Origin of the sequence: Rhizobium sp. LjRoot30, from assembly GCF_964253915.1 — a bacterium.
Taxonomy (GTDB): Bacteria; Pseudomonadota; Alphaproteobacteria; order Rhizobiales; family Rhizobiaceae; genus Metarhizobium.
The window spans coordinates 1-15,149 of sequence record NZ_CAXUSG020000018.1 but is presented as its reverse complement, the minus strand read 5'-3'; the positions used below and the strand labels follow the sequence as shown (position 1 = coordinate 15,149).

General features: G+C 56.7%; 10 protein-coding genes. All 10 read left to right on the top strand.

Going from position 1 to position 15,149, the window contains the following annotated elements:
• Positions 1-141: 141 nt before the first annotated feature.
• Complete coding sequence (locus ACSQ3I_RS24715) at positions 142-1,236, top strand: HlyD family secretion protein (RefSeq protein ID WP_279851678.1); 1,095 nt, start codon at positions 142-144, stop codon at positions 1,234-1,236.
• Positions 1,233-4,004, top strand: coding sequence for a ribosome-associated ATPase/putative transporter RbbA (rbbA, locus tag ACSQ3I_RS24710; protein ID WP_156379280.1), 2,772 nt, complete (start codon positions 1,233-1,235; stop codon positions 4,002-4,004). The genes ACSQ3I_RS24715 and rbbA overlap by 4 nt, the downstream gene beginning before the upstream one ends.
• A 4-nt stretch (positions 4,005-4,008) precedes the next feature.
• Entirely contained in the window at positions 4,009-5,127 is a 1,119-nt protein-coding gene (locus ACSQ3I_RS24705) for an ABC transporter permease (RefSeq protein WP_062425051.1), read from the top strand.
• Positions 5,124-6,353 (top strand): alpha/beta hydrolase, encoded by a 1,230-nt coding sequence (locus tag ACSQ3I_RS24700; protein ID WP_235972493.1) that lies wholly within the window; start codon positions 5,124-5,126, stop codon positions 6,351-6,353. Before ACSQ3I_RS24705 ends, ACSQ3I_RS24700 begins: the two co-directional genes overlap by 4 nt.
• Positions 6,350-7,300 (top strand): LysR family transcriptional regulator, encoded by a 951-nt coding sequence (locus ACSQ3I_RS24695; protein ID WP_062425052.1) that lies wholly within the window; start codon positions 6,350-6,352, stop codon positions 7,298-7,300. The genes ACSQ3I_RS24700 and ACSQ3I_RS24695 overlap by 4 nt, the downstream gene beginning before the upstream one ends.
• A 523-nt stretch (positions 7,301-7,823) precedes the next feature.
• Positions 7,824-8,939 (top strand): efflux RND transporter periplasmic adaptor subunit, encoded by a 1,116-nt coding sequence (locus ACSQ3I_RS24690; protein ID WP_162248430.1) that lies wholly within the window; start codon positions 7,824-7,826, stop codon positions 8,937-8,939.
• 11 nt (positions 8,940-8,950) lie between these two features.
• Positions 8,951-12,025, top strand: coding sequence for an efflux RND transporter permease subunit (locus ACSQ3I_RS24685; RefSeq protein ID WP_062425054.1), 3,075 nt, complete (start codon positions 8,951-8,953; stop codon positions 12,023-12,025).
• 143 nt (positions 12,026-12,168) lie between these two features.
• Positions 12,169-12,705 (top strand): TetR/AcrR family transcriptional regulator, encoded by a 537-nt coding sequence (locus ACSQ3I_RS24680; protein ID WP_082546390.1) that lies wholly within the window; start codon positions 12,169-12,171, stop codon positions 12,703-12,705.
• Positions 12,706-13,239: 534 nt separating this feature from the next.
• The gene (locus ACSQ3I_RS24675) at positions 13,240-13,425 is read left to right on the top strand and encodes a hypothetical protein (protein WP_062425056.1); all 186 of its coding nucleotides are present in this window, start codon (positions 13,240-13,242) and stop codon (positions 13,423-13,425) included.
• Positions 13,426-13,447: 22 nt separating this feature from the next.
• The coding region (locus tag ACSQ3I_RS24670) for a recombinase family protein (protein ID WP_279851660.1) at positions 13,448-15,149 on the top strand (1,702 nt) is incomplete at its 3' end.

Genomic DNA, 15,149 nt, shown 5'->3' with positions numbered 1-15,149 from the left:
ATGCAAGGGGAGCCGTTTTTGTGCGGCGCGCCGATGCAGGTTGATGACGCACTCGAAAGCCTTCCGACGAATTGGGCGGCAGTCTGGGGCAAGAATAATGACACTTACACTGTGGGAACCTCAAGCAGGTCCCACAGACAGATGAGAAAAGCCTTGGAGGGCGATATTTTGAATTTCATGCGGAACGGGCTTCTTATTATCGCCGGCATTTCTGTTGTTGCCGCCGGTTACTATGCATGGACAATATATGGCAGCTCCGGGCTTCCAGATGGCATAGCGAGAGGTAACGGTCGCATTGAAGCGACCGAGGTTGATGTGTCGGCCAAAGCAGGGGGCCGCATCAAGGAAATCCTTGTCAACGAAGGCGACTACGTCACCGAAGGACATGTGCTCGCCAACATGGACACGCTTCAGCTTCAGGCAAGACGCCGGCAAGCTGAAGCGGCCTTGCAGCGGGCCGTTATAAGTATAGACACAGCGAAAAGCACCCTTGACCAAAGGGAGGCTGAGAAAAAAGCGGCATTAGCCGTCGTTTCTCAACGTGAATCCGAGCTTGGCGCGGCGGAAGGGCGGCTCGCTCGCAGCGAGCAGTTGATGCGAACCAACACAACGTCGCAACAGGTCCTTGATGACGATCGCGCCAGGGCGCAAAACGCCCGCGCCGCAGTTGCTGCAGCCGAGGCGTCTGTCGGAGCCTCGAACGCCGCTATCAGTGCAGCCAGAGCAATGATTGTCGATGCCAGCGCTGCTGTTGATGCGGCGCGGGCGGAGATTGAGAGTATCGAAGCGGATATCGACGACGGCACCCTCAGATCGCCTCGCGACGGACGCATCCAGTATCGCATCGCACAGCCCGGAGAAATCCTGTCTCCTGGTGGCAAGGTCATCAATCTTGTCGATCTCGGCGATGTCTACATGACTTTCTTCCTGCCGACCGTCCCGGCAGGCCGTATCGCCATCGGATCGGATGTTCTGCTGGTTCTGGATGCCGCGCCTGAATACACCATACCTGCCACGGTCAGCTTCATCGCGGACGTCGCCCAATTTACACCAAAAACCGTCGAGACGACGGAGGAACGTCAGAAACTGATGTTCCGCATCAAGGCGAAAGTCTCGCAGGAACTGCTTCGCCGATATGTTCAGCACGTCAAAACCGGCCTTCCCGGCGTAGCCTACATCCGCACTGATCCTGCGACCGCCTGGCCGGAAAACTTGAGCCGGAACCTCGTTAAATGAATAGCCCTTCACCCTTGATCTCGGGTGCCTGGGAACCTGCCGGCACGGTTGCCAGCTTGAGTGACGTCAGCTTGCGCTATGGCAAGACGCTTGCCCTCGACAGCATTACACTCGACGTCCCCGCAGGCGGGATGATCGGTCTGATAGGTCCTGACGGCGTCGGCAAGTCCAGCCTGCTTTCGCTGATATCGGGTGCGCGCGCCGTCCAGGATGGGACCGTTGAGGTGCTGGGTGGCGATATGCGTAGCAAGCACCACCGTAACGCAGTGTGCCCGCGCATTGCCTATATGCCTCAGGGATTGGGCAAGAACCTTTATCCCACGCTTTCGGTCGAGGAGAACTTGCAATTTTTTGCAAGGCTTTTTGGCCACAACGCCGCTGAACGACGCCGACGCATTGATAATCTCACCCGCAGTACGGGACTGGACGGATTCCTGTCGCGCCCTGCCGGAAAGCTTTCGGGGGGCATGAAGCAGAAACTCGGTCTGTGCTGCGCATTGATCCATGACCCCGACCTGTTGATCCTTGACGAACCGACCACGGGAGTCGATCCGTTAGCGCGGGCCCAGTTCTGGGACCTGATCGGGCGCATCCGTCTGGATCGTTCCGATATGAGCGTGATTGTGGCCACCGCCTACATGGACGAAGCTCAACGCTTCGACTGGCTCGTGACCATGGATGCTGGTCGGGTGCTCGCGACCGGCACACCGATCGAATTGCTGGAACGCACACATAGCCAAAATCTGGAACAGGCGTTCATCGCAATGCTTCCGGACGAGAAAAAGAGCGGGTATGCGCCGGTGGAGATCCCGCCGCTCCACGCCAGCGATGACGACATAGCAATTGAAGCTGAAGGCCTGACCATGCGTTTCGGCGACTTCGTCGCTGTCGACCATGTCTCATTTCGTATTCGTCGGGGCGAGATCTTCGGTTTCCTTGGATCCAACGGTTGCGGCAAGTCCACCACGATGAAGATGCTGACCGGCCTTCTGCCCGCCAGCGAAGGACGGATTTCATTGTTCGGCAAACCGGTCGATCCGAGCAATATCGATATCCGGCGACAGGTTGGCTACATGTCGCAGGCGTTCTCGCTCTACCGCGAATTGACGGTGCAGCAGAACCTGGTTCTGCATGCGCGGCTTTTCCATGTGCCTGAAGCCGAAATTCCATCCCGATGCCAGGAGATGGCAGAACGCTTTAGTTTGCAGGAAGCGCTCGACAGTCTGCCTGACAGCCTTCCTCTCGGGATCCGCCAGCGCCTGTCGCTGGCTGTCGCCATGGTGCATAGGCCCGAGTTGCTGATCCTCGACGAGCCGACATCCGGCGTCGATCCTGTAGCACGCGACAATTTCTGGCGGCTGCTGATCGAACTGTCGCGGCGCGACAAGGTTACGATATTCATCTCGACACATTTCATGAATGAAGCCGAGCGTTGCGACCGTATGTCGATGATGCACGCCGGCAAGGTGCTCGATAGCGACGTACCGGCGAAACTGGTCGAAAAACGTCAGGCGCAAAACCTTGAAGATGCTTTCATCGGCTATCTGATCGAAGCGGGCGGCGGCGCGGCTGAGCCGGGACCGGGCACCCCTCAGACGCCCGATACGTCGCAGCAGCGGATGGAACATGCACCGGTGCAACGGTTCTTCAGCTTTCAACGCATGGCCAGCTATATGTGGCGTGAGGCGCTGGAACTGCGCCGCGATCCAATCCGCGCAACGATGGCACTTGCGGGCTCGCTGCTGCTGATGTTTGTCATCGGATACGGGATCAGTCTTGATGTTGAGAAGCTCCGTTACGCGGTTCTCGATCGCGATCAGACCACGCTCAGTCAGAATTATAGCCTGAACCTGACTGGCTCGCGTTACTTCAAAGAGCAACCACCCATCATTGACTACGACGATCTCGACGCGCGCATGCGCAGCGGTGAATTGACCTTGGCAATAGAGATTCCACCAGGCTTTGCGCGCGACGTCATGCGTGGGCGAAACGTGCAGATCGGCGCCTGGATCGACGGGGCAATGCCGATGCGCGCCGAAACCGTGCAGGGCTATGTTCAGGGAATCCATTTCCAATGGCTGGCTCAGCAGATAACCGATCGCACGGGCACCGCCCCAAAAGGCAATGCAGTCATTGAGACGCGCTTCCGGTACAATCCCGACGTCCGCAGCCTGCCCGCAATGGTTCCGGTCGTCGTCCCCCTCCTGCTCCTGATGCTGCCGGCAATGCTGACCGCACTGGCTGTCGTGCGTGAAAAGGAGATGGGGTCAATTATCAATCTTTATGTCACCCCCGTAACCCGCACCGAGTTCATGCTCGGCAAGCAAATGCCCTATGTCGTGCTGGCGCTGATCAACTTCTTTCTTATGACATTGCTCGCGGTGACTGTCTTTGATGTTCAGATGACCGGTAGTTTTTGGCCTCTCCTGCTGGCAGCACTTGTCTTCAGCATCAGCGCGACCGGGATGGGCCTCCTGGCCTCAGCGATCACAAAGAGCCAGGTCGCAGCGATGTTCATCACGATGATTGGCACGCTGATACCCGCCATGCGCTATGCCGGCCTTCTCGACCCCGTGTCATCGCTGGAAGGCTCGGGCCGCCTGTTTGGTGAGATCTATCCAGCCACCCACATGTTCACCATCAGTCGCGGCGTGTTCAGCAAGGGCCTGGCGATGCCGGATTTGTATGACACCCTGCTGCCACTATTGCTCTCAGCACCGGTGATCGTTGGCGTAGCGATTGCACTTCTGAAGAAACAGGAGCGCTGAGACGATGAAGCGCCGCCTCGCCAACATTTTCCGTCTCGGTGTCAAGGAGCTCTGGAGCCTCTGGCGCGACCCGCTGATGCTCCTGCTGATCGTCTACACCTTCACATCCCTGGTGCACACCACCGCAACCTCGATGCCGGAAACGCTCCAGAACGCTCCCATCGCAATCGTCGATGAGGATGGCTCGCCGTTATCTCAGCGCATCGTGTCGGCCTTCTACCCCCCAAACTTCAGTCCGCCACAGCTGATTTCACTCGAGGAAATGGACAAGGGGATGGACAAGGGCCGCTTCACGTTTGTGCTCGACATTCCACCCAATTTTCAAAGCGATGTGCTGGCCGGTCGCTCGCCCCAGATCCAACTCAACGTCGATGCGACCCGCATGACGCAGGCGTTCAGCGGCAACGGCTACGTACAACAGATCGTCATGAATGAGATTGACACCTTCGTGCAGCGATATGGCACCAAGGATACCCTACCCGTCGATCTCGCTTTGCGTACGCGGTTCAACCCCTCCCTTGAGAAATCATGGTTCGGTGGATTGATGGAAATGATGGACAGCGTCATTTTGCTGTCGATCGTCCTGACCGGGGCTGCGCTGATCCGTGAGCAAGAGCACGGCACCATCGAGCATTTGCTCGTAATGCCGGTCACCCCATCCGAGATCATGCTGGCGAAAATCTGGTCGATGGGCGCGGTCGTGCTCGTCGCCGTGACGTTCTGTTTGACCTTCGTCGTGCACGGTGTTTTGCACATGCCGGTGCAGGGCTCAGTCCCATTGTTCCTCGTGGGCACGGCAGTCTATCTGTTTGCGACGACTGCCGTGGGCATATTCATGGCCACTGTTGCGCGCAGCATGCCGCAGTTCGGCATGCTTCTTGTGCTGGTACTGGTCCCGCTGCAAATGCTCTCGGGCAGCATGACGCCGCGGGAAAGCATGCCAGAGTTCGTGCAAACCATCATGCTGGCGGCACCCACCACACACTTCGTCGAAGTAGGCGCAGCAATCCTTTTTCGGGGCGCCGGATTTGACGTGGTCTGGAAGCCGTTTCTGGCGCTTCTCGTGATCGGCACCGTGCTGTTCATCCTGGCGTTCCATCGCTTCAGGCAGTTCCTGCGATGAGTTTCACCCTGCCGTTTCCTGTTCGGATAAGGAGCTTCGACCGCGGACCAGCACTCCGGGCTTGTTACGCATTTGCCAATTGCGTTTCGAGAAGACGGATATCTCTCGGCGCATCGCACGCACATATCGCCTTCGTGTTCGCGCTCGTGATGATTTTGACGGGCTGTGCCGGAAAGCCGGGGCCAGAATTGCTGCTCAACACTGTTAATAGTGTCGAAGGTGCCCGGATCGTGACGGTCTATGTCGCCACCACCAGGGAACGGGACGAAACCGGTGCCTTCACATCTGGCCGATCCCGTCAGGTCAGCTATCTCCGATACAAGATATCGATTCCTCCCGGCCACAAGGCCGGGAATGTCGAATGGCCGAAATCACGACCCAATCCGAAAACCGATTTCGTGACGGTAGAACAACAGCTTCTCGACCCCGTTGCTTTCGAAAATGAGATTTCCCGCAAGCGCAACGGCAAACCGCCGACCGTCGGCCTTTTCATTCACGGCTTCAACACCAACTTCACCCAATCCGTCTTCAGAACGGCCCAGGTGGCTTTCGATGCAGACCCGGACGCAACTCCGGTTCTGTTCGCCTGGCCATCGGAGGCAACGGTGGATGGCTACGTCACCGACAAGGATGCAGCCACCTATTCGCGCGACCAATTGACTCAACTCATGACCAGCCTTGCTCGCACCCGCACGGCTGGACCGATTACGGTGATGGGCCACAGCATGGGGGCATGGCTAACCGTCGAGGCTCTGCGTCAGCTTCGCATCAGTGGGAACAATGCCACAATACGTCGTCTCCAGGTAATCCTCGCGGCACCAGACATTGATGTAGATGTGTTCACAGCACAGATAACCGCAATCGGACAACTTTCACCGCCGATGACGATCCTCGTGTCACGCGATGACGTCGCCCTTCGGGTCTCTGAGTTTCTATCCAGCGAGCGACACCGGGTGGGCCGGATGGATGTTAACGCACCTGATGTTCAGGCAGCGGTTCGGGCGGCCGGCATACAGGTTGTCGATATCACTGACCTGCCGACAGACGACGCCTTCAAACACGGCGGACTGTTTGCCATCGTCGCCCGCTATCGGGGATTTTCTGACGCCGACGCGTACCGGGCAGATCCCGGTCTCAGACATACCGGAGCGTTCGTATTCAACGCCGTCGGGGCGACGCTATCCAGCCCATTCGTTCTGGCAGGACAGATCATCGGAGGAAAGTGATCATCTCACAATCAAACGCCTCTTTATTGAAATTCGAGTTGCGGCATTTGCGTTATGTCATCGCCGCAGCAGATCATCATAGTTTTCGCCGTGCGGCCCAGATCCTTGCAGTGGAGCCGTCAACGGTCAGCCGGCGCATTCGAGATTTAGAGGACTCCATCGGAACAGCTCTGTTTATCCGCGGAAAGCAACGGCTCACCCTTACCCATGCTGGAGAACGTTTCCTGCAACGGGCACGAAACGCTGTGAACCAACTCACCCAGGCCACCCTGGATGTTGGAACGATTGGCCAAGGCCAGTCCGGCGTCGTGCGAATTGGTCTGATATCCTCAATGGCATCGGGTTTCATTTCCGAGTTGCTGAGAGCCTACGCCGCCGAGCATATAGGGGTGAGAATTGAATATGTCGAAGGAGATACGAACGCGCATGTTTCGGCAATCAAGCAGCACCAAATCGACTTAGCATTCCTGGTCGGCGGTTCCCATACTGAGGACTGTGATGAGGTGCATCTCTGGAACGAGCAGGTCTATGTGGCAATGTCAGCGAACCATCAGCTGACCAAAGAAGACAAACTGCGATGGGGCGATCTTTTACACCAAAGTTTCGTCATCAGTGAGGCCCAGTCGGGCTCTAAAATTCAAGAGTATCTTGTAAAGAATCTCGCTGAACAGGGATACAGTCCGAACATCGAGCGCCACGCCGTTTATCGAGACACTCTAATGCAAGTCGTGGCCAGCGCCGAAAGCCTTACAATAACCACCGAAGCGATGGTCGCAGCACACTTCCCCGGTGTCGTGTTCCGTCCGCTTATTGGAGAGAAATTTTCCTTCTACGCTGTCTGGTCGCCCAGCAACGATAATCCTGCCCTTCGTCGAATGCTCAGTTTGGCAAAGATTCTGTCGGATAGCAGTCGAGCGAACGACGCTATAAGCGCGGTTACTGAGTAGCGAAAAATACGATTTCACAACGATAATCATCGAACAATAGTAGATATTTTTATCCATCCCCACTCCTCTTCGGCCTTATAGGCACTCCGCGAGCCGGAGCCACGCGAGCTAATATACGCTGCAAGGGCGGACTTAAGGCGGGACACTGTCTTTCCACTCTACACGGCGTCACTGCCCCGTCGGCACGTATCTTGAACGCTCTACGTGTGGATACAAAACTACTACTGAAACATGCTGAATGACCGCGAGAGATGTTGCCGCGGTATCTCCAACAGCGCCCCGCCAAGCGATGTTTGTGGTTTCTCTTGCCATCAGCACACGGCACGTCACCACCTATTGCCATCAAACCATCCAGATGGTATCTTCTGGAAATGCGTATCGAGAATGGTGGTTCTCGACGGCTCACTGCGACTGACGCTTCGGGGCTTCCGGTCCCCACTGAACGCTTCTGGCGCCGTGCGTGAACTGACCCGAGACGTTCAAGGTTTTGAGGTTTTAATCTTTGTTGATGAATGGGAATCTCATGCGATCTACGACGTCTTCCGGGCACGCTGACATAGCGAAATCGAAGGTTCGGATCCTATTATCGGGCATCACCGTGGCGCTGGCAGTGACACTTGCTGGGTGCAAAGGTGAAGAAAAATCCACCACTGGCACCGGCGGGTCCGCATTCGTATCTGCCGCGGTCGCCAGCAAGGATCTTGGCACATCTGAAGTGATTACCGGCGTCGTAGAGTCGAAGGAGCCGCTGCAGGCCAGCGCCGCCCAAGGCGGCCGCATCGTCCAGCTCAATGGCAATGTCGGTGATGCGGTAGACGCGGGTCACATACTCGCCATGATCGATGACACCTCCGCGAAACTGAGGATCCGACAGGCTGAGGAAGAACTACGGAGGGTGGAGGCGCTCTCCATTGACCGAGCGGCGGCTGCACAGCGGATCAGCACTCTGGCTGCCAAGGGCTCCGCTTCAGAGGCAGGGCGTTCTGCCGCTGTCGCTGAGGCCACTGCAACTCAAGCCGCTCTGGATTCCGCACGAGCGGCGGTCTCCTTTGCCAAGAACGAAGCCGACCTTTTTATTGTTCGAGCGTCAAGCGCCGGCCGGATTTCGACACGCACGGCTGAGGTCGGTGCGGTTGTCGCTCCGGGGCAGGTACTGTTCTCAATCGAAAATGAAAGCGGCCGGGTCATCGCAGCCACTGCACCGCAGGCACTGGCGGCCCAACTCAAGTCGGGTCAGAGCGCCCGTTACACGGCTGGCTCCACCGAGGGTGAAGCGGTCATTCTTTCGGTTTCGCCGAAAGTGGAGAGCGGCGGCGTCGTGCGGGTCAGACTGGAAGTGAAGACCGGCGGCGTTTTGCCCGGCGCTATCGTGCAGGTCAGTATTGCCGGTGATGTGGGCGATCAAACCATCAAGCGAGTACCTGCTACGGCGATAAACCTCGATGGCGGCGGCTCAAGTTATGTCTACCTCATCAAAGACGGCGGCCAGATCGAACGTACTGCCGTTAGGCTTCGCGGCCTGGAGGGAGCTGACGCTCGTATATCGGCTCCATTTCCTGTCGGTGCGTCCGTCGTAGCAGCCGGCGGCGCGTTCCTTCGAGATGGGCAATCCGTCAAGATTGTCACTCCCGGTTTGTGAGGCACGCCGACATGAAATCACTTCCATTTTCTTTGACCGGCGCTGCTTTTTCACGTCCGCGCTTTGTTCTGGTCACAGCCGTTCTGGCTTGCATAGTCGGCTTCATCGCACTCCTTGATTTTCCTGCAACGGAAGAACCAACCGTCACCCTCCGGGTCGCGACCGTCGAAGCATATCTGCCCGGCGAAACGGCTGATCGCCTCGAAAGCAGCCTCGCACGTCCAATTGAAGAAGCGATCCGAGGACAGAGCGAGGTACGCCTGATCGAGACCCAGATTCGTCCGGGCAGTGTGCTTATCTATGTTTTCCTGCACGAAAATGTCGCGGCCGAGGTTGTACCCGAGATCTGGCAACAGGTCCGGGCGCGCCTCGCTGACGCGCAAGGAGAACTGCCCGCAGGCACGACCGGGCTGCGTCTTAACGGCGATTTTGGCCGGGTCGCGGTCAGGACACTTGCATTGACTGGCGAAGGTTACACCACAGGCCAGTTGGAGATATGGGCAAAGCACATCCGCAATCAGTTGCAAAGCGTGAAAGGTGTTGCAACCGTTTCCCTTCACGGAGTGAGACGCGATATCGCCTATATCGATCTCGATCCAGCCCGCCTTCGTGACGCCGGCATTGGCGTCGCCAATGTCACGCGCGCCCTTGCCAGTCGCGATCAGCGATTGCTAACCGGCGAGATATCGCAAGGCGGGATGTCGATCGCTGTCCAGTCTGGCGACCACCCCATCAGAGTAAGCGAGCTGGCGTCCTTCCCAATCTCAACAGGGAATGGATCCACCGTGTTGCTTGGCTCGATCGCAACAATCCGACAGACCCCTCAGGATCCACCACAAGGCGGAGCATTCTTCAACGGCCAGCCGTCTGTGGTTCTCGGCATTTCGATGCTGAATGGCCTCAACGTGATAAGCTTTTCCGAAGGCTTGGACGAGAAATTGAACGAAGTCCGTTCGTCGCTACCGGCCGGATTGGAAGTTAGTGCAATTACCAATCAGGCTGAAGTCGTCTCGGATGAACTCCAGAAGGTTGGGAAAGTCTTCCTCGAAACTGTCGTGGTGGTTCTGGGCGTCGTCGTGCTGTTCCTGGGATGGCGCAGCGGCCTTGTAACAGGCGCTATCGTTCCGATGACGGTTCTTGTCACTCTCCTCATCATGCAAGCAATCGGGATCGAACTGCATCAGATCTCCATCGCCGCCATCATCATTGCTCTCGGCATCTTTGTCGACAACGGCATCGTCGTCGTTGAGGACTATGAAAGGCGCGTCGCCGAAGGCGAACCGCGTTTTGAAGCGGCCCGCATGGCCGGTGAGACTATGTTCGTCCCTCTTCTGGTATCGTCGCTCGCTATTATTTTCGCATTCATACCGTTGGTAGCCGGGCAGACCGAGACCGGGGAATACATGCGTAGCCTGGCGATTGTCCTTGCGATAACACTCATCGTTTCGTTGGTGCTCGGTGTTACAGTCATTCCGTTGCTTGCGCCGCGCTTCATCAAAAAAACGCACGGGCATGAGAGTGAAGGTGCGATTATGAGCCGCATCAACCGCGGCTATCATTGGATAGTTACCAAGATTGTTGTTTGGCCATGGCTTGTTGTTACAACAATGGTCACGCTGCTGGTGATAGCCGGGGTTGTTTCCCAATCTATTCCGCCCGAACTTTTTCCGTTTTCTCAGCGTAAGCAGATCCAGGTTCCGATTGAGTTCTCCCCTGGAATCGGAACTGCTCAAACGATGCAAACGGCGCAGCGTCTGTCACAAACTTTGGCCGATAAAAACGAGTTTCCGCAAGTCACTAGCCATGTCGTTTATGTCGCTGACGGTGGACCTCGGTTTATCCTCGGCCTCAACCCTCCAAAGCCTGCGCCAAATAGAGCCTATGCAGTCGTCAACATTGCGGATCACGCCGACCCTGATGCTCTTGTCGCCCAAATAAAAAGTAGTTTGAAGGAGCATTTCCCCGAGGGAAAGTTTGATCCAAAACGTTTTTCTCTCGGCGCTACGGAGGCGGGAACAGCTGTGTTTCGTCTCGAAGGGGCTGATCGAACCGCGCTGCAGAATGCCGCACAAAAGCTTTCAGAACAGCTTCACCAGATAGCCGGGATGGCCCGTGTTGATACCAACATGGAAGCCCCCCAACTACGCCTGTCAATTAGCGTTGATCAACAACGTGTCGCTGCTGCCGGCCTATCCAATAACGAGGTCTTTGAAGCCGTCAACGGTGCCCAGAGCGGGGTCTACGCGACGACAATCCGTGAAGGCAACTCAAACATACCCGTTTTCGTGCGCGGCGATCAGGGAGATCGTCTTTCGATTGATCGACTGGCCTCCCTCCCGGTTGGGGGCAGCAAGGCTGGTATTCCCCTAGGGGCAGTGGCAACAATTGACCTAAGCCATCAGCAGTCAGTGGTCAGCCGGCGCGATTTGTTGCCGACGATCGAGGTCTCTGCGCGGCACGAGACTATGAATGCATCGGCCTTGATGGCCGCTGCCCAACCGATATTGGCCGAACTCCATCTCCCCCCGGGCCACAAAGTCGCGTTCGGAGGGGAAATCGAGGAAAATCAAAAGACCAATGCAGGGCTCTATGGATATGCTCCTCTGGCATTGATCGCCATGTTTCTATTGTTCCTTTGGCAGTTCGGCAGCACAAGGAAGGCGCTGATTGTAATCGCATCCATGCCGTTTGTTTTAATTGGCGGCACCCTTGGTGTTTTGATATCCGGCGAGCCGATGAGCTATACGGCGACGATTGGTTTCCTCGCCCTCATGGGCATCATCGTCAACAATGCAGTGCTGATGCTCGACAGGATAGCCGAAGAACGCAGATCCGGGCGCGAGCTGCTGGATGCGGTGGGCCATGCCGCAGAAGTTCGGCTCCGTCCGATCCTGATGACCAAGATGGTCTGTATCGCCGGTCTAATACCCCTCTTCATGTTCGGCGGGCCTCTATGGCGGCCGATGGCGGCCGTCATGATGGGCGGCTTGGCGCTCGGGACATTGATCACCCTGTTTTTGATACCCGCGCTCTATGCTTTGGCATTCAGGAGGAAGAGCGACGACTACCATGCACCTCAGAATTAAAGCCAAAGAATTGAGACAATTCCGATCGTTAATGAGAAGCCGACGTTCTCCGGCTGTACTGGAGACGCAAGCTTCATCAGTTGATCACTTGTAGTGATCCGAGTGACAAACTGGAGAGTAATGTGGGCCGGCATCGTAGAATCATGAGGGATGAGATTCTCGATGCAGCCGAGTGTGTACTGGTGGAACTAGGTACCGCCGGCTTGTCAATATCTGCGGTAGCCCAGAAGGCCGGAGTGAGCAAATCCACCGTACTTTATGATCACAAGTCGAAGACCGCTCTTCTTGAAGCGCTGATCGATCGCCGGATCAACCAGAAATTCGAGCGGCAGGCTCTGGAGATAATGGCAGCTGGTTCTGCGCCCAATCCAGAACTGTTTGGGCGGATCAGGGATGCGGAAAAAATCGATGAAGAGGCCAGGCACGCCATGGCGATGGTGATGAGAGTATCCGTTTCCCGTAGCGGCAAATTAGGGAAGAAGATTCAAGATGTGATGCTCTCTGATCTCCAGAAGATGGCATCGGGAGCGCGCCCACGTTCCGCTCTTATGGCATACCTCGCATTATCAGGCTTCTATTTCACTGAAATAATTGGATTCTATAGCTGGGATCCAGAGGAACGAGCCAAAATATTCGAAGGAGTTCGAGCGATATACGAATCGTATCCCGAGACGGACTAGCTTCGGTGAGGAGTTTCTAGCAGAGCATCTGAAGAAGGTTATGCGCTTACGCAACCCACGCCGCCCATGCTGTCGCTCACGGTGTTAATCCGTGAAAGCTTATATCGTCCGGACCGCCCCATCCGGACGGTTGGCCCCATCCCGTCCCGCCCCCGGAACGGGATGGGGCGTCTCCTAACGCACTCATCATACTCGTCAGTTGCGCAACTCTCGTTCGATGCGCCGAAACATCCAGCACAAAAGAGTGCGACACGCTAAACGTCAATCAGGCCTTGAGAAACTGGCTACTCCCAGCTACAATTGGCAACAAAGATATGGCTGGAGCGTCGTCGTGTGCACGATGACGCTCATTATCCCTGTGAGCCTATAGCTGCACTTTTTCGCGCCAGTATTTGCGCGACGCTATGCTTCGCAGGATTACGCCATTGCCCGATTTATCAACCGTTTCAAGGTCATTTTCCGCCGTCTACTTCTCTGTAAACAGAGAGATTTTCGCGCCATTGTCGTTCTGCGACCCACAGGATGAGCGCGAATATGGCACGGGATACAAAGACCAAGCGGAAGGAGCAGAAGGAGTTCGGGCAACCCGAGCTCACTCTCCTACGCATGGGCGCTGGCCCAGATCCGCGCCTGGTCGATATGGTTCGCCTTCTCGCACGTCGTGCTGCGACCGAGCTCTACGAGCAGGAGCGGGAGAAGCGCCACACAGCGCGCTCCTGATCAAATCTCAGGAGGTTGCATCGTGAAAGTCGCTGTCTACGCTCGCTATTCATCGGACAACCAGCGGGACGCATCCATCGCCGACCAGCTGCGCGTATGTCGCCTCCATGCTGAAAAGCATGGTTGGCATATTGTCGAGGAATATACCGATCACGCAGTGTCCGGCGCCTCCCTGCTCCGCCCCGGCATCCAGGGACTGATCACCGATGCCAATCGTGGCCGGTTCGATATCATCCTTGCCGAGGCAATGGACCGGCTGTCTCGCGATCAAGAGGACATTGCGGGCATCTTCAAGCGCATGACCTATTCCGACGTGAAAATCGTCACCCTTTCCGAGGGAGAGATCACTCATTTGCATGTCGGCCTCAAGGGCACGATGAATGCGCTGTTCCTCAAAGACCTTGCCGACAAAACGCGCCGCGGACAGCGCGGCCGTGTAGAAGCCGGTAAGTCCGGTGGAGGAAACTGCTACGGTTACGATGTCGTCAAGAAGCTGGACGGCAACGGCGAGCCAGTACGCGGGGACCGGACCATCAACGAGATTGAAGCCGACGTCATCCGTCGCATCTTCAGGGACTACAACACCGGCAAGTCGCCAAAGCGCATTGCTGTCGAGTTGAACAAGGACGCCATCGCTGCGCCGGGTGGTGGAGATTGGGGCTTCAGCACCATCAATGGCAATGCCAAGCGCGGCAACGGCATTCTCAACAACGAGATGTACATTGGCAAACTGGTCTGGAACCGTCAGCGGTTTATCAAGGACCCGGACACTGGCAAGCGCCAAGCGCGGCCAAACCCCGAATCCGAATGGATTATTCAAGAAGTGCCCGAACTCCGCATCCTCGACGAGGACCTGTGGAACGCGGCAAAGAGCCGCCAAGCCGCCATTAAGCACACGAGAGGCGATGGCGGGGCAGTCGAGAACCATTTCCGTGAACGCCGGCGACCGAAATACCTCTTTTCCGGCCTAACGAAATGTGCCCGCTGCGGTGGCGGCTACTCGATGATCTCAGCGGATCTGGTCGGCTGCTCGACAGCGAGGAACAAGGGAACCTGCGACAATCGCAAGAACATTCGCCGTGACCGGCTCGAGGCCCGCGTGCTCAGCTCCCTTCGCCACCATTTGATGGACCCGGCCCTATTTAAGGAATTTTGTGACGAGTTCACCCGCGAGATGAACCGGCTGCGCATGGAGGGACGTGCATCGATCGATTCGGCCGAAGCAGAAATCAAAAAGATCGACCGGGAACTGGACACCCTTCTGAACCTGATCCTAAAGGGCGGAGCCGCCGATCGGCTCAATGAGAAGATGGTGAGCCTTGAGCGCCGAAAAAAGGAAATGGAGCAGTTTCTAGCAGAAGCGGATGAACCTCCGCCCCTCCTGCATCCAAACATGGCAACCTACTATCGCCTTCAGGTCGCGGACCTGTACGACGCCTTGCAAGAGGATTCGGAGGCCAAGCGGATGACAGCGTCCGACATTATCCGGTCGCTGGTGCAAGAGATCATTCTAACGCCCGTCGAAGACGAGCTTCTGATCGACGTTCGTGGGGACCTCGCTGGCATATTGGCCATATCCCTGAACACGAAAAAGCCCGCCACAAGGGCGGGCTCTTCGCAATTAGAGATGGTTGCGGGGACCTGCTCTGGTCAGAACTTGCAAACGCAAAAAAACCGCCCGGTTGGGGCGGCTGATGTGCGCGATGCTAGATCGCAATTAGAGA

Excerpts from the sequence above, each read along its gene's own strand:
- ACSQ3I_RS24680 (WP_082546390.1), top strand. The coding sequence starts at position 12,169 with ATGAGGGATGAGATTCTCGATGCAGCCGAGTGTGTACTGGTGGAACTA.
- ACSQ3I_RS24700 (WP_235972493.1), top strand. The coding sequence starts at position 5,124 with ATGAGTTTCACCCTGCCGTTTCCTGTTCGGATAAGGAGCTTCGACCGC.
- ACSQ3I_RS24705 (WP_062425051.1), top strand. The coding sequence starts at position 4,009 with ATGAAGCGCCGCCTCGCCAACATTTTCCGTCTCGGTGTCAAGGAGCTC.
- ACSQ3I_RS24675 (WP_062425056.1), top strand. The coding sequence starts at position 13,240 with ATGGCACGGGATACAAAGACCAAGCGGAAGGAGCAGAAGGAGTTCGGG.
- ACSQ3I_RS24690 (WP_162248430.1), top strand. The coding sequence starts at position 7,824 with ATGCGATCTACGACGTCTTCCGGGCACGCTGACATAGCGAAATCGAAG.
- rbbA (WP_156379280.1), top strand. The coding sequence starts at position 1,233 with ATGAATAGCCCTTCACCCTTGATCTCGGGTGCCTGGGAACCTGCCGGC.
- ACSQ3I_RS24715 (WP_279851678.1), top strand. The coding sequence starts at position 142 with ATGAGAAAAGCCTTGGAGGGCGATATTTTGAATTTCATGCGGAACGGG.
- ACSQ3I_RS24685 (WP_062425054.1), top strand. The coding sequence starts at position 8,951 with ATGAAATCACTTCCATTTTCTTTGACCGGCGCTGCTTTTTCACGTCCG.